We start from the raw sequence: 14515 nt of genomic DNA on the forward strand, positions 1-14515 counted from the left end.
GTCTAGGAGATTGGTATGTCCAGCAACAACCCGCAAACCCGTGAATGGCAAGCCTTGAGCAATGATCACCACCTGGCGCCGTTCAGCGACTTCAAGCAATTGAAAGAGAAAGGCCCAAGGATCATCACCAAAGCCCACGGCGTTTACCTGTGGGACAGCGAAGGCAACAAGATCCTCGACGGTATGGCCGGCCTGTGGTGCGTGGCGATCGGTTACGGTCGCGATGAACTGGCCGATGCCGCCGCCAAGCAGATGAAAGAACTGCCGTACTACAACCTGTTCTTCCAGACCGCACACCCGCCGGTATTGGAGTTGGCCAAGGTCATTTCCGATGTCGCGCCGGCTGGCATGAACCACGTGTTCTTCACCGGCTCTGGCTCCGAAGGCAACGACACCATGTTGCGCATGGTCCGCCACTACTGGGCGATCAAGGGCCAGCCCAACAAGAAAACCATCATTGCCCGCAAGAATGGCTACCACGGCTCTACCGTGGCCGGCGCCAGCCTGGGCGGCATGACCTATATGCACGAGCAGGGCGACTTGCCGATCCCGGGCATTACCCACATCGCGCAGCCGTACTGGTTTGGCGAAGGCGGCGACATGAGCCCCGAGGAATTCGGTGTGTGGGCCGCCAACCAGTTGGAAGAGAAAATCCTGGAGCTGGGCGTGGACAACGTCGGCGCCTTTATTGCCGAGCCGATCCAGGGTGCCGGTGGCGTGATCGTGCCGCCTGCCACGTACTGGCCGCGCATCAAGGAAATCCTCGCCAAGTACGACATCCTGTTTGTCGCCGACGAAGTAATCTGCGGCTTCGGCCGTACCGGTGAGTGGTTCGGTAGCGATTTCTACGACCTCAAGCCGCACATGATGACCATCGCCAAGGGCCTGACCTCGGGCTACGTGCCCATGGGCGGCCTGATCGTGCGTGACGAAGTGGTGGCGGTGCTCAACGAAGGGGGCGATTTCAACCACGGCTTTACCTACTCCGGCCACCCGGTGGCCGCGGCCGTGGCGCTGGAAAACATCCGCATCCTGCGCGATGAAAAAATCGTTAACCGTGTGCACGACGAAACGGCACCGTATTTGCAAAAGCGTCTGAGGGAACTGGGCGATCATCCGCTGGTGGGTGAAGTACGCGGCGTCGGTATGCTCGGTGCGATCGAGCTGGTGCAGGATAAGGCGACGCGCAAGCGTCACGAAGGCAAAGGCGCCGGCATGATCTGCCGAACCTTCTGCTTTGAAAATGGCCTGATCATGCGCGCCGTGGGCGACACCATGATCATTTCGCCGCCACTGGTCATCAGCAAGGCTGAAATCGACGAGCTGGTAACCAAGGCCCGCCATTGCCTGGACCTGACTTTGGCTGCCTTGCAGGGCTAAGTGCTAGGCTCAGTGCGCGGTGCACTGGGCAGTTAAAAATGCAGGGGCTTTGGTTGAAAGCCGGCCCCTGAACTTGCCAGACTGTCGCCCTGTTTTGTTGCCCTTCGGTTGGGCCGTAAAACATACAACGCTTGTGGCCCAAAAAAGAAAAAATTGGAGCATCACCAAATGAAGGCATTAGGTTTGAAGAACGCTGGCAAGACCCTCCTCGCCTTGTCCCTGATGGGTGCAATGGCGGGCGCGGCCCAGGCAGACAATAAAGTGCTGCACGTTTACAACTGGTCCGACTACATTGCACCGGACACCATCGCCAACTTTGAAAAAGAGTCGGGCATCAAAGTGGTGTACGACGTTTTTGACAGCAACGAAACCCTGGAAGCCAAGTTGCTGGCAGGCAAGTCCGGCTACGACATCGTCGTGCCGTCGAACAGCTTCCTCGCCAAGCAGATCAAGGCCGGTGTCTACCAGGAGCTGGACAAGTCCAAGCTGTCCAACTACGACAACCTGAACAAATCCCTGCTCAAGGCCGTATCGGTCAGCGACCCGGACAACAAGCACGCCTTCCCGTACATGTGGGGCTCGATGGGCATCGGCTACAACCCGGAGAAGGTCAAGGCCGCACTGGGCGTGGACAAGATCGACTCGTGGGACGTACTGATGAAGCCGGAAAACATCGCCAAGCTGAAAAGCTGCGGCGTGAGCTTCCTCGATTCGCCAACCGAAATGCTGCCGGTAGCGCTGCATTACCTGGGCCTGCCGACCGACACTACGAAGAAGGCTGATCTGAAACAGGCCGAAGACCTGTTCATGAAAATCCGTCCTTCGATCGGCTACTTCCACTCCTCCAAGTACATCTCCGACCTGGCCAACGGCAACATCTGCGTGGCTGTGGGCTACTCGGGTGACATCGAACAGGCCAAAACCCGCGCGGCTGAAGCCGGCGGCAAGGTCAAGATCGCCTATGACATTCCCAAGGAAGGTGCTGGCAGCTTCTTCGACATGGTCGCCATTCCCAAGGATGCCGAAAACGTCGAGGCTGCCTACGCATTCATGAACTACCTGCTCAAGCCAGACGTCATGGCCGCGATCACCAACAGTGTGCGTTTCCCGAACGGTAACGAGAAAGCCACTGCCCTGGTCGATAAAGACATCACCAGCGACCCGGGTATTTATCCGTCGGCCGAAGTGCAATCCAAGCTCTACGCCATTGCCGACATGCCGGCGGCAACTCAGCGTGAAATGACCCGTAGCTGGACCAAGATCAAGTCCGGTAAATAACGCACAAACCTGTAGGAGCGAGCTCGCTCGCTAAAATCGTCAACGATAACGCGGGGCCTCTGATAGCCCGCGTTGCCTGTGAGTTCTTCGCGAGCAAGCTCGCTCCTACAAACAGTGGCAGCCGTACAGAAAATAAATGACAGAAAGTTTTGCCGGATCGGTTTATCGACGGTAAGTTGCGCGCCGGTTTTGTTGCCGGGCAACAACTTCAAGGCCCCCAACTATTCAAGAGGACCTCCACTTGCCAATTTCTTTATTTCGCAAAGCCATGCTGGTGGGTGCAGGTATCACGCTGGCTGCCAGCGTACAGGCCGCACCGACGGTGCATATTTATAACTGGTCGGACTACATCGGCCCCGACACCCTGGCCAACTTCGAAAAGGCCAGCGGTATCAAGCCTGTGTATGACGTGTTTGACTCCAACGAAACCCTGGAAGGCAAGTTGCTCGCCGGGCGTACCGGCTACGACGTCGTGGTTCCGTCCAACCATTTCCTGGGCAAGCAGATCAAGGCTGGAGCGTTCCAGAAGCTCGACAAGTCACTGCTGACAAACTACGCCAACCTCGACCCGGTGCTGCTCAAGCGCCTGGAAAAGAACGACCCGGGCAACCAGTACGCGGTGCCGTACCTGTGGGGCACCAACGGCATTGGCTACAACGTCGACAAGGTCAAGGAAGTGCTGGGTGTCGACAAGATCGACTCCTGGGCAGTGTTGTTCGAACCGGAAAACATGAAGAAGTTGGCCACTTGCGGCGTGTCGTTCATGGACTCGGCCGATGAAATGCTACCGGCGGTACTCAACTATATGGGCCTGGACCCCAACAGCACCAACCCGGCCGACTACAAGAAAGCCGAGGAAAAACTGCTGAAAGTGCGGCCCTACGTGACCTACTTCCATTCCTCCAAATACATCTCGGACCTGGCCAACGGCAACATCTGCGTGGCGGCCGGTTTCTCCGGCGATGTGTTCCAGGCCAAGGCCCGTGCGGCGGAGGCGGGCAAAGGCGTGAACATCGCCTACACGATTCCCAAAGAAGGCGGCAACCTGTGGTTCGACGTGCTGGCGATTCCCAAGGATGCCAGCAACGTCAAGGAAGCCCACGCCTTCATCAACTATTTGCTGCAGCCTGAGGTGATCGCTCAGGTCAGCGATCAAGTCGGTTACGCCAACCCTAACCCAGGGGCGGACAAACTGATGGAGCAATCGATACGCACCGACGCAGCGGTTTACCCACCGCAGGCGGTTCTCGAGCGGACATTCGTCAACTTTGAGCTACCCCCGAAAGTGCAGCGTTTAATGACCCGTAGCTGGACCAAGGTCAAGACGGGCAAGTAAGGCTAAAACTATCCAAGGCTGGCCCGCATTGGGCCGGCTGCACAGTTTTTTTTGGGAGTTTCGTAAATGGCAGTTGCCTCCGGCGCCTATAAGAAAGCCCTCGAGGGCGACCAGACACCGAAAAAGGTGCTGGTCAAAATCGACCGGGTCACGAAGAAGTTCGACGAGACGATTGCCGTGGACGATGTGTCCCTGGAAATCAAGAAAGGCGAGATCTTCGCCTTGCTCGGCGGTTCGGGTTCGGGCAAATCCACCTTGCTGCGCATGCTTGCAGGTTTCGAGCGCCCAACCGAAGGTCGCATCTACCTCGACGGTGTGGACATCACCGACATGCCGCCCTACGAGCGGCCGATCAACATGATGTTCCAGTCCTACGCCTTGTTCCCGCACATGACCGTGGCGCAGAACATCGCCTTCGGCCTGCAACAGGACAAGATCCCCAAGGCTGAAGTCGACGCACGCGTGGCCGAGATGCTCAAGCTGGTGCAGATGAGCCAGTACGCCAAGCGCAAGCCGCACCAATTGTCCGGCGGCCAGCGCCAGCGTGTGGCCTTGGCCCGCTCCTTGGCCAAGCGCCCGAAGCTGCTGCTGCTCGATGAGCCGATGGGCGCACTGGACAAGAAGCTGCGCTCGCAGATGCAACTTGAGTTGGTGGAGATCATCGAGCGCGTTGGGGTGACCTGCGTGATGGTGACCCACGATCAGGAAGAGGCCATGACCATGGCCGAACGCATCGCGATCATGCACCTGGGCTGGATCGCTCAGATCGGCAGCCCGATCGATATCTACGAAACTCCCACCAGCCGCCTGGTGTGCGAGTTCATCGGCAACGTCAACATTTTCGACACCCAGGTGGTGGACGACGCCGAAGGCCACGCAGTGCTCAAGTGCCCGGACCTGGACCGCGACATCTACGTAGGCTACGGCATCGCCACCTCGGTGGAAGACAAGTCGGTGACCTACGCCATTCGCCCGGAAAAGCTGTTGGTGACCACCGAAATGCCGACCTGCGAACACAACTGGTCCAGCGGCAAGGTGCACGACATCGCCTACCTGGGCGGCCACTCGGTGTTCTACGTGGAGCTGCCGAGCGGCAAGCTGGTGCAGTCTTTCGTCGCCAACGCCGAACGCCGTGGCCAGCGCCCAACCTGGGGTGACCAGGTGTACGTGTGGTGGGAAGACGACAGCGGCGTGGTACTTCGCTCATGAACATGAAGAAATTCAAGCGGCGCTTGGATCGCATCGTGCCCAATGGCAAGCAGGTGGTCATCGGGATTCCCTTCCTCTGGCTGTTCCTGTTTTTCGCACTGCCGTTTTTCATCGTGCTGAAAATCAGCTTTGCCGAAGCCGATGTGGCGATCCCGCCCTATACCGAGATCTATACCTACGTTGAGCAAAAGCTGGAGGTGGTGCTGAACCTGGCCAACTACAGCTTGCTGGCGGGCGACGAGTTGTACATCGCCGCCTACCTGGGCTCGCTGAAGATGGCGTTTTTCAGCACGCTGCTGTGCCTGCTGATCGGCTACCCGATGGCCTACGCCATTGCCACCGCGCGCAAAGAGATGCAGACCGTGCTGGTGCTGCTGATCATGATGCCCACCTGGACCGCGATCCTGATCCGGGTGTATGCGTGGATGGGCATCCTCAGCAACAACGGCCTGCTCAATGGCTTCCTGATGTCCATGGGCTTGATCAACGAGCCGCTGCAGATCCTCAACACCAACATCGCGGTGTACATCGGCGTGGTCTATTCGTACCTGCCGTTCATGATCCTGCCCCTGTACGCCAACCTGGTGAAGCACGACCAGAGCCTGCTGGAAGCCGCTTCGGACCTCGGTTCGAGCACCTTCAACAGCTTCTGGAAAATCACCGTGCCGCTGTCCAAGAACGGCATCATCGCCGGTTGCATGCTGGTGTTTATCCCGGTGGTGGGCGAGTTCGTGATTCCTGAACTGCTCGGCGGCCCGGAAACCCTGATGATCGGTAAGGTGTTGTGGCAAGAGTTCTTCAACAACCGTGACTGGCCGGTGGCGTCTGCCCTGGCGGTGGTGATGCTGGCGATCCTGATCGTGCCGATCATCCTGTTCAACCGCAGCCAAGCCAAAGAGCTGGAGGGCAAGATATGAAGCGCTTTCGTTTCTCCAGCTTCATGCTGGTCGCAGGCTTGTTGTTCATCTACCTGCCGATGTTGATCCTGGTGATCTACTCGTTCAACGAATCCAAGCTGGTGACAGTGTGGGGCGGTTGGTCGATCAAGTGGTACGTGGGCCTGTTGGACAACACCCAGTTGATGGGCTCGGTGGCCCGCTCCCTGGAAATCGCCTGCTACACGGCGGTGGCGGCGGTGGCGTTGGGTACTCTGGCGGCCTTCGTGCTGACGCGCATCAGCCAGTTCAAGGGCCGCACGCTGTTCGGTGGCTTGGTGACGGCGCCGTTGGTAATGCCCGAAGTGATCACCGGCCTGTCGCTGTTGCTGCTGTTCGTGGCCATGGCGCAGATGATCGGCTGGCCCCAGGAGCGTGGCATCGTCACCATCTGGATCGCCCACACCACCTTCTGTGCGGCGTATGTGGCGGTGGTGGTGTCGGCGCGCTTGCGTGAGCTGGACCTGTCGATCGAAGAAGCGGCGATGGACCTGGGCGCGCGGCCGTGGAAGGTGTTCTTCCTGATCACCATCCCGATGATCGCGCCATCGCTGGCAGCGGGCGGCATGATGTCGTTCGCGCTATCGCTGGACGACCTGGTACTGGCCAGCTTCGTGTCGGGCCCCGGTTCCACCACCTTGCCGATGGAAGTGTTCTCGGCGGTGCGTCTGGGGGTTAAACCCGAGATCAACGCCGTGGCGAGCCTGATTCTGTTGGCGGTGTCGCTGGTGACCTTCCTGGTGTGGTTCTTCAGCCGTCGGGCCGAAGAGCATCGCAAGAAGGCTATTCAGCAAGCGATTGAAGAAGCCGCAGCGGATGGCTGGCAGCAGCCGGACAAGCGCCGGGCGCCAGCGCCGGTCTGACTGCCGACGCGATCCACTGTAGGAGCGAGCTTGCTCGCGAAGAACGTTAACGATGACGCTGGGTACCTGACACCCAGCGGCGCTCTCAGGTTTTTCGCGAGCAAGCTCGCTCCTACAGTGGGGTTTAGCTATGCAGCCCACGGCGACGTGCGGATCACCTGCACAAAATTCATCGGCTTGAACCCCGGCTCCTGGTCCACCAGCACGTCGGTCTTAACATTGCCAAACGTGGTCTGCGGGCGATGGCGCAAGCCGTCGGCGAACGCGCAGATAATGCACTCCTTGAACCCTTCACCTCGTGGATGCGCGTGCACCACCGCTTCGCGCTGCGTGCTGCTGAACGCGGCGTAGTCCATGCCCAACACGTCCATTTCCACCCCGGCGGTTACCAGTGCTACGGTGGGGCGCAGGTGTTGCGGCACACCCGGCGTGGTGTGCAGGGCGATGGACAGCCACACTTGTTCGATATCGTCATCGCTCAGCCCATAGGGCTTGAGAAATGCGGCGGCGGCGTTGGCGCCGTCCACTTCAAAACGCTCGTCGTCACTGCGGTGGCCTTCCACCAGGCCCAGGTCATGGAACATCGCGCCGACGTAAAGCAACTCCGGGTTGTAGGCCAATTGCTTGCGCTCACCGCTCAAGGCGCCGAACAGGAAGACCCGGCGCGAATGGTGGTAGAGCAGGTCCGATTCGACGTCGCGGATGTATTCGGTGGTGGCCCTGGCCAAGGCGCTATCAGGGATCTGAATACCGGCTATGGTGATGCTCATGGTGGATCTCCTCTGGAAAGACTTCAGTCTGGTCCCATGACCCTGAAGCGGCTATTGCGACAGGGAGGCGATCCCGGCCAATGTGCCGCCACATCGTGCCAAGCATGTAGGCGATCCCCTGTGGGAGCTGGCTTGCCTGCGATAGCATCACCTCGGTGTACCTGAGGTACCGAGTCGTCTGCATCGCAGGCAAGCCAGCTCCCACAAGGGGGGCGCATTTATCCAGTTGGAAAAAGGTGTTTGTGACCATGGGCAAAACCGTCGCCATCCTGATCTTCCCCGGTGTCCAGTCGCTGGACGTGAGCGGGCCGATGGATGTGTTCTGCGAGGCCAACCGCTTCCTGGCGCCCGAGGATCACTATCGGCTGGAAGTACTCGGCTTTGGCCACGGCGCCATGGCGGTCTCCAACGGTTTGTCACTGCAGGCGCACAAGCACTACAGCGAAGCCCGGCAACCCTATGACCTGTTGCTGGTCGCCGGTGGCCCGCAGTTACCCTTCGAGGATTTCGGCTTCGAGTTTGACGCTTGGCTGCGCGCGGCCGCCGCGAAGGCGCAGCGCTTCGGCTCGATCTGCAATGGCGCCTTCATGCTGGCCCGTGCAGGTCTGCTGGACGGCAAGACCGTCACTACCCATTGGAACGATGCCGCCAGCCTGGCGCGCCTGTGTCCCTCGGCCCAGGTCGAAGCCGACCGTCTCTATGTGCAGGACGGCAAGCTCTACACCTCCGCCGGGGTCACGGCAGGTATCGACCTGTCGTTGTACTTGCTGGCCCAGGATCACGGCCCGGAAGTGGCGCTGAGCGTGGCCAAGCGCCTGGTGGTGTTCACCCAGCGCTCGGGCGGGCAATCGCAGTTCAGCCCGTTCCTCACGCCCCATGCCGAAACCACCTCGGCGGTGGCGCTGGTGCAGCTGTACGTGCTGGCCAACCTGACGGGAGACTTGACCATTGCCGACCTGGCCAAGGCGGCCAATATGAGTGCGCGCAATTTCTCCCGGGTGTTTGCCCGTGAAGCGCGGATTACGCCGGCGGAATTTGTCGAGAGGGCGCGCGTGGATGCGGCACGGGTGATGCTTGAAAGCAGCCACGCACCGCTTAAGACCGTGGCCTATCAATGCGGCTTTCGCGACGCCCAGCACATGCGCAGTGTGTTCAACCGCCGGCTGGGCGTCACGCCGCAACAGTTCAGGCTTAACTTTGCGGCGCCGGTTTGAGCGTGTCGTAGGCTTCCAGGGCGCGCAACGAGTAGATGTAGGCCGCGCCTGCATTCAGCGAGATCGCGGTGGCCAGTGTGGCCGCCACTTCTTCGCGGGTTGCCCCGGCCTTGATCGCGGCATCGGCATGCACGCCGATGCAACCGTCGCAGCGGGTGGTGATCGCCACCGCGATGGAAATCAGTTCACGGGTCTTGGCGTCGAGTACATTGTTTTCCTCGGCAGCTTCCCCCAGCGCCATGTAGGCTTTGACCATCTTCGGGTTGCTCTTGCCCAGTGAGCCAAAGGCTTTCTTCACGGTAGGCAGCAAGTCGGACCAGTTATTGAACATTGCGGTAACTCCTGAACAGGTTGGGTGTGAAGCCAGTCTGTAGCGTTGAAGGCTACGGCTATTGTTCAATCCGCTCATTTTTTTGACCGATGCTCGCAAATGAATGCCATCGACACCCTTATCGCGCTGGCCAACCTGCGCGGCAGCCTGGATTTGCGTTGCCAGTTCCAAGGGGACTGGGCGTTGGACCATGCGCCGGAAAACCTCGGCGTGGCGCCTTATCACATCGTGCTTAGCGGCACCTGCCGCGCCGAGTTGTCTGGCGGGCAATATGTAACGTTGGAGGAGGGCGATATCCTGCTGATGCCCGGTGGCGGTACCCACTTGCTGCGCAGCCAGGGCGCGCGGATCCGCCCGATGCAGCCTCGCGTTATCGAAGGGGGTGCGCTGACCGTGCACCGTTTGGGCGGTGAACAGCCGGATGTGGATATGCTGTGTGGCAGCTTTCACTACAACCGCCAATCGCTGTTGTTCGATGCGTTGCCGGACTACCTGGTGGTGTCCAGCCGCCAGTGGCAAGGCGATGGGCAACTGGCGGCGTTGATAGCGTTGCTGCGCAGTGAAGCGGACGGGCAGCAAGTGGGTGCCCGTTCGTTTATCAATGCGCTGTCGTCAGCCCTGTTCACCTTGATCCTGCGCAGTTGGCTGAGCGACCAGGCGCCAGGGGCGGGAACCTTCGCCTTGCTCGCTGACAAGCGCTTGAGCAAGGCCTGGCAAGCCATGCTGGCCGAACCTGGGCATGAATGGACCATCGATGGTCTGGCGTCGGCGGCCAGCATGTCCCGTGCGACTTTTATGCGTGCGTTCGTCAAAGTGGCAGGTGTATCGCCCTGGGTGTTGCTCACCCAATTGCGCATGGAGATGGCGTTCAACCTGCTGCGCCAGTCACGCCTGAGCCTGATCGATATCGCCGCCCAGGTGGGTTATCAATCCCAGGCGGCGTTCAGCAAGAAATTCAAGGACACCTACGGCCAAGCGCCAGGGCGCATGCGGGCTCACACCCGATGATCATTCCCACGCTCTGCGTGGTAACGCCTCTTGGGACACTCTGCGTCCCGCTTCTAAGGGCGGACGCGGAGCGTCCATGGCTGCATTCCCACGCGGAGCGTGGGAACGATCATCGGGCGGGTAGCAGTTTCAAGGTGCCGTGGGTATTGGCCGTCACTTCCTCCTCACTGAAGTGCGCCTGCTCATACCTGCCCTCGATATAGCTCTGCGCCTGGTCGCCATAGTGCGTATCAAAGGGCACACCGCTTTGCCCCACCGGGTTGATGGTGAGGGCGTGGGCCGGGTCGGCGAAGTCGATCAGGCGCCGTGTCGACGGGCCGTAGGTCACAGGCCACGGCGCCGGGCCAATCGGGGCGGTCTGGTTGTTCGGCACTTCGTGGCTGCCCGGTGCCGGGAACGGGCCGACGTTGAAGATTTTATCCAGCGGTTTTTGCAGGCCCAGCGGGTGGCCGTGGGTCAGGGTGTGCGCCTTGCCCCACTGCCACTGTGCCGGGTCATCGCCGAACGTAGCCTTGAGGTGGGCCAGGCTATTGTCCCAGGCGAGCTTGACGGTGTCGGCCCGATTGCCGTTCCACCAGGGCGAGTCTGCCGACGCGGCCAGGCGGGGCAATGCGGCGTCGATCACGCGGGTGCCGAGCAGGGTCTTGAACAAGGCATCGCCGAGTTTGGGGTGAAAGGTTGCGTCGCTGAGGTTGAACAGCAACTGGTTGAACAGCGTGGCATTGGTGGAGTCCAGCGGGTAGTCACCCTTCCAGTTGGTAAGCTGCTCCACCAGTTTGAGTTGCGCCGGGTCCTTGACCACCTCGCGCAGCACCGGCAACAGCGGTGCCAGCAGGCGTGGGCCGTAGGCGGTGGTGGTGTCCAGTTGCAGGGCCTGGCTGTTGGTCACATCCCACTTCACGCTTGTGTCGCTCAACTGCGCGTTCAACTGCTGGCCGCGGTCAGCCAAGTTGTAATAACCGGGGATCGGCATGCCGGTGGGCGATGCCGGCTGGGCATTGGCGGACACCACATAGCCGCGCGGCGGGTTTTCTTCCTGGGGGTTGGCACTGAAGGGGTAGAAACCCAGCTTGTCGGCCTGGGCAGTGCTACCGTCGAGGATGAACGCCGGGTTGACGCCGGCCGGGCGGATCGGCAACTGCGCTGCCGCCCACCAGCCGATATCGCCTTTGGCATTGGCCCACACGATGTTCAGGCCTGGCGCCGACACCTTGGCGGCTGCGGCACGTGCCTTGGCCAGGGTGTCGGCACGGTTGAGCTGATAGAAGCCATCGAGGATCGGGTTTTCACTGTCCAGGAACGCCCACCACATGGCAATCGGTGTGCTGCCGGCGTTCTCACCGAGCACGTCGTTGATGATCGGGCCGTGGGGCGAACGGCGCAGGGTGAGGGTTACCGGCGCCTGGCCCTTGACCTGGATCTGCTGCTCGCTGCTGCTCATGTCCACCCATTGGTCGTGGTACCAGACCTGGTTGGGGTTGTCCGGATTGACCTTTTCGGCGATCAGGTCGAGGTCGTCGTTCTGGAACATGGTCAGGCTCCAGCCGAAGTCCAGGTTGTGCCCCAGGAACGCCACCGGTACCAGCGCGTTGTGGTAGCCGTACAACTCGAAGCCTGGCGCCGACAGCTGCGCCTCGTACCAGACCGAAGGCACCGAGAAACGGATATGTGGGTCACCCGCCAGCAACGGTTTGCCGCTTTGAGTATGGCTGCCGCTGACGGCCCAGGCATTGCTGCCTTCGAACTGCGGCAGGCCGTTGTCGGCCAGGGCCTTTTCGCTCAGGGCGGCGATGGCGCCAAGCGTCTGCCAATCGCTGGCCGCCAAGTTGAGGGCGCCCTTGGGTTGCCAGTCGAGATCGAAGACGTTCAAGTAGGCGCTGCCCAGCCGGTCGCGCACGTAGGTCAGTACCGGCTCGGTACGAAAGGCTGCGGCAAAGCTGTAGGCCATGTACCCGGCGACGCTGATGCTGTCTTCGGCGGTAAACGGGCGCTTGGCGATGCCCAGCACATCGAATTCCATGGGGCTGGCGTGGCTGTCCTGATACTGGTTGATCCCGTCCAGGTAGGCTTGCAGGGCCTTGGACGAGGCTGAGCCAGGGTCCATGTGTTCCACATAGCTCAAGGCACGCTCGCGAATGCGCAGGCTGCGAAACAGTTTGTCGGTCTCCAGCAGCTTGGGCCCCAGCACCTCGGCCAGTTCGCCACGGGCCAGGCGCCGCATGATCTCCATCTGGAACAGGCGGTCCTGGGCATGCACATAGCCCAGGGCGCGGTACAGGTCGGCTTCGTTTTCGGCGCGGATATGCGGTACGCCACGGTCGTCGTAGCGCACCGTGACCGAGCCTTGCAGGTGCGCCAGCGTCACCGTGCCCTGGCGCGTGGGTTGTTTGCTGTAGACGTACCAACCGACGCCCAGGGCGACCAGCACAATCAGCACCGCAAAAACCTGCAAGACGCGCTTCATGAACATTCCTTACCAAAGTGGACGGACTACAGATCCTTAGGCCACGAACAATAGCAGCCTACCGCGAGGGTGTGAGTGGCATTCACTTCGCGTCCGGCTCCGAGGGCCTTGAGAATTGGCTCGATAAAACTGTTGCTGGCGTTGCACGTCAGGCCTTCGCTGTAGGGGCCGAAATACGCCAGCTTGCCGGTGCGGTCCCAAATGCCCACGGCCGGGCTGGCGGGGATCTGGTCCGCGCCGGGCAGGGCATCGAGGACTTTCAGATGGCGCAGGTTCTCGGGCAACTGGCCGTGGCTGCCGGGTTTTTGCAGGGCATAGAACTCCACCCCTTGGGGCGCGTACTGCTCGATCAACTCGCCCAGGTGTTGCTGGTTACCGACATTGCACGGGCACGCCGGGTCCCAGAAGTGCACCAGGCGAATCGGGCCAGGGCCGCTGAGAGCGGCGGGCAGTTGCAGCGCATCGCCGGAAAATACCGCGGTGTGTTCGCTGAAGGCGCGCAGGTAGCGGCCCTGGAACCAGTCATAGGCCGCCCACAGCACCCCGGCGCAGATAACCAGGATCAGGCTGGCGAACAGGGCGTTACGGTAGGGCGGTCGCATTGGATGTATCCTCGCAGGTCGCGTAGCTTGCCATGCTTGTCCTGACAGATGAATATCGCAGCTCGATATTCATCTTCACCGCAAGTCTGGAAGCCTTTATGCCCGTCACCTTTGACCCTGATCATCTGCGCGAAAGCTTGCGCCCCCTGGTGGATGCGCAGCCGCTGTCAGCCGAGGCGAGGGTTTACCAGCGTTTCTACGGGCTCGACCTAGCCGCACGTCAGGTGCCGGCGGTGAGCCGCCTGGGGCGCTTGCAGGTGGATGGGTTCGAGGTGGTGGCCCAGGTCTGGTGGCCGCCAGCGCCAGTGGCGACGATGTTCCTGTTCCACGGTTTCTACGATCACATGGGGCTGTATCGCCATGTGGTGGATTGGGCGTTGGACCAGGGCTTCGTGGTGATCGCCTGCGACCTGCCTGGCCATGGCTTGTCCAGCGGCGCACGCGCCAGCATCGATGACTTTGCGGTGTACCAGAGCGTGGTGCAGGCCTTGTTCGTCGAGGCCAAGGCGCTGCAATTGCCGCAACCCTGGCACCTGTTCGGGCAAAGCACCGGCGGCGCCATCGTGGTGGACCATCTGCTCAACCACGGCGCCCAAAGCCCGGCCCAGGGCAAGACCTTCCTGTTGTCGCCGTTGGTGCGGCCGCGTGCCTGGGGTTGGTCGCAGGTCAGCTATTACCTGCTGCGCCCGTTCGTCAAAGGCATCGCCCGGCGTTTCAGCGATAACTCCAACGACCCTGCGTTCAAGCCGTTCCTGGAAGCCGACCCGCTGCAGCCTCGCCAATTGCCGACCGCCTGGGTGGGGTCGCTGGCGCGCTGGATCAAACGCATCGAAGCCGCACCACGCAGCCCCCGGCGCCCGGTGATCGTGCAGGGTGAGGAAGATATGACGGTGGACTGGCAGCACAATTTGCAGGTGTTGCGAGGTAAGTTCGACCGGCCTGAGGTGTTGATGCTCAAGCAGGGGCGGCATCACTTGGCCAATGAAATTCCGCAGATTCGCGAAGCATATTTTAACTTCCTCACGGATCACCTGAAATAACGCAGTCCAAATGTGGGAGCTGGCTTGCCTGCGATAGCGGTGTCACTGACACATCGCAATCGCAGGCAAGCCAGCTCCGACAGGG

13 protein-coding genes are annotated in these 14515 nt (G+C 60.9%); 9 read left to right on the top strand and 4 right to left on the bottom strand.

Translation table 11 applies throughout. From position 1 onward, the window contains the following. Positions 1–15: 15 nt before the first annotated feature. The 6 genes from OC445_RS06030 (at position 16) to OC445_RS06055 (ending at position 7001) form a co-directional block, all read left to right on the top strand. On the top strand, positions 16–1380 hold the full coding sequence (locus tag OC445_RS06030) for an aspartate aminotransferase family protein (RefSeq protein WP_014720386.1): 1365 nt from the start codon (positions 16–18) through the stop codon (positions 1378–1380). A 183-nt stretch (positions 1381–1563) separates the two neighbouring features. Then, positions 1564–2658, top strand: coding sequence for a polyamine ABC transporter substrate-binding protein (locus tag OC445_RS06035; RefSeq protein WP_034129075.1), 1095 nt, complete (start codon positions 1564–1566; stop codon positions 2656–2658). A gap of 241 nt (positions 2659–2899) precedes the next feature. Then, complete coding sequence (locus OC445_RS06040) at positions 2900–3994, top strand: polyamine ABC transporter substrate-binding protein (RefSeq protein WP_014720384.1); 1095 nt, start codon at positions 2900–2902, stop codon at positions 3992–3994. A 66-nt stretch (positions 3995–4060) separates the two neighbouring features. Beyond that, a complete protein-coding gene (locus OC445_RS06045) occupies positions 4061–5203 on the top strand; it encodes an ABC transporter ATP-binding protein (RefSeq protein WP_003195240.1) in 1143 nt (380 codons plus the stop codon). Then, a complete protein-coding gene (locus OC445_RS06050) occupies positions 5200–6120 on the top strand; it encodes an ABC transporter permease subunit (RefSeq protein ID WP_003195238.1) in 921 nt (306 codons plus the stop codon). Before OC445_RS06045 ends, OC445_RS06050 begins: the two co-directional genes overlap by 4 nt. Further along, positions 6117–7001: an ABC transporter permease subunit gene (locus OC445_RS06055; RefSeq protein ID WP_003195236.1), complete on the top strand. Its 885-nt coding sequence runs from the start codon at positions 6117–6119 to the stop codon at positions 6999–7001. The genes OC445_RS06050 and OC445_RS06055 overlap by 4 nt, the downstream gene beginning before the upstream one ends. Positions 7002–7129: 128 nt before the next feature. Here the strand turns inward: OC445_RS06055 and OC445_RS06065 are convergent, their stop codons facing one another. Continuing rightward, positions 7130–7771: an HD domain-containing protein gene (locus OC445_RS06065; RefSeq protein WP_054917059.1), complete on the bottom strand. Its 642-nt coding sequence runs from the start codon at positions 7769–7771 to the stop codon at positions 7130–7132. A 248-nt stretch (positions 7772–8019) separates the two neighbouring features. Here OC445_RS06065 and OC445_RS06070 point away from each other — a divergent pair, with 248 nt between their 5' ends. Then, positions 8020–8985, top strand: a complete 966-nt coding sequence (locus OC445_RS06070; RefSeq protein WP_262020018.1) for a GlxA family transcriptional regulator — start codon at positions 8020–8022, stop codon at positions 8983–8985. Here the strand turns inward: OC445_RS06070 and OC445_RS06075 are convergent. Beyond that, positions 8963–9316, bottom strand: a complete 354-nt coding sequence (locus OC445_RS06075) for a carboxymuconolactone decarboxylase family protein (protein WP_034128991.1) — start codon at positions 9314–9316, stop codon at positions 8963–8965. The two genes, OC445_RS06070 and OC445_RS06075, sit on opposite strands and share 23 nt — an antisense overlap. Before the next feature lie 99 nt (positions 9317–9415). Between OC445_RS06075 and OC445_RS06080 the strand changes: the two genes are divergently transcribed. Further along, positions 9416–10324, top strand: coding sequence for an AraC family transcriptional regulator (locus OC445_RS06080; RefSeq protein WP_034128990.1), 909 nt, complete (start codon positions 9416–9418; stop codon positions 10322–10324). 109 nt (positions 10325–10433) lie between these two features. Here the strand turns inward: OC445_RS06080 and OC445_RS06085 are convergent, their stop codons facing one another. Both OC445_RS06085 and OC445_RS06090 read right to left on the bottom strand, forming a co-directional pair. Beyond that, a complete protein-coding gene (locus tag OC445_RS06085) occupies positions 10434–12788 on the bottom strand; it encodes a penicillin acylase family protein (protein WP_198790967.1) in 2355 nt (784 codons plus the stop codon). A gap of 26 nt (positions 12789–12814) precedes the next feature. Next, complete coding sequence (locus tag OC445_RS06090; protein WP_032894642.1) at positions 12815–13390, bottom strand: DUF6436 domain-containing protein; 576 nt, start codon at positions 13388–13390, stop codon at positions 12815–12817. A gap of 98 nt (positions 13391–13488) precedes the next feature. On the opposite strand from OC445_RS06090, the gene OC445_RS06095 reads away from it, so the two are divergent. Then, on the top strand, positions 13489–14430 hold the full coding sequence (locus OC445_RS06095) for an alpha/beta hydrolase (RefSeq protein ID WP_054896031.1): 942 nt from the start codon (positions 13489–13491) through the stop codon (positions 14428–14430). The last annotated feature ends 85 nt before the right edge of the window (positions 14431–14515 follow it).

The sequence above is a fragment of the Pseudomonas sp. Pse35 genome, assembly GCF_024519715.1.
Taxonomy (GTDB): Bacteria; Pseudomonadota; Gammaproteobacteria; order Pseudomonadales; family Pseudomonadaceae; genus Aquipseudomonas; species Aquipseudomonas paracarnis.

What these genes read in the sequence shown, in the direction of transcription:
- OC445_RS06030 (WP_014720386.1), top strand. Translation starts at nt 16, where the DNA reads ATGTCCAGCAACAACCCGCAAACCCGTGAATGGCAAGCCTTGAGCAAT.
- OC445_RS06045 (WP_003195240.1), top strand. Translation starts at nt 4,061, where the DNA reads ATGGCAGTTGCCTCCGGCGCCTATAAGAAAGCCCTCGAGGGCGACCAG.
- OC445_RS06050 (WP_003195238.1), top strand. Translation starts at nt 5,200, where the DNA reads ATGAACATGAAGAAATTCAAGCGGCGCTTGGATCGCATCGTGCCCAAT.
- OC445_RS06055 (WP_003195236.1), top strand. Translation starts at nt 6,117, where the DNA reads ATGAAGCGCTTTCGTTTCTCCAGCTTCATGCTGGTCGCAGGCTTGTTG.
- OC445_RS06065 (WP_054917059.1), bottom strand. Translation starts at nt 7,771, where the DNA reads ATGAGCATCACCATAGCCGGTATTCAGATCCCTGATAGCGCCTTGGCC.
- OC445_RS06070 (WP_262020018.1), top strand. Translation starts at nt 8,020, where the DNA reads ATGGGCAAAACCGTCGCCATCCTGATCTTCCCCGGTGTCCAGTCGCTG.
- OC445_RS06075 (WP_034128991.1), bottom strand. Translation starts at nt 9,316, where the DNA reads ATGTTCAATAACTGGTCCGACTTGCTGCCTACCGTGAAGAAAGCCTTT.
- OC445_RS06080 (WP_034128990.1), top strand. Translation starts at nt 9,416, where the DNA reads ATGAATGCCATCGACACCCTTATCGCGCTGGCCAACCTGCGCGGCAGC.
- OC445_RS06085 (WP_198790967.1), bottom strand. Translation starts at nt 12,788, where the DNA reads ATGAAGCGCGTCTTGCAGGTTTTTGCGGTGCTGATTGTGCTGGTCGCC.
- OC445_RS06090 (WP_032894642.1), bottom strand. Translation starts at nt 13,390, where the DNA reads ATGCGACCGCCCTACCGTAACGCCCTGTTCGCCAGCCTGATCCTGGTT.
- OC445_RS06095 (WP_054896031.1), top strand. Translation starts at nt 13,489, where the DNA reads ATGCCCGTCACCTTTGACCCTGATCATCTGCGCGAAAGCTTGCGCCCC.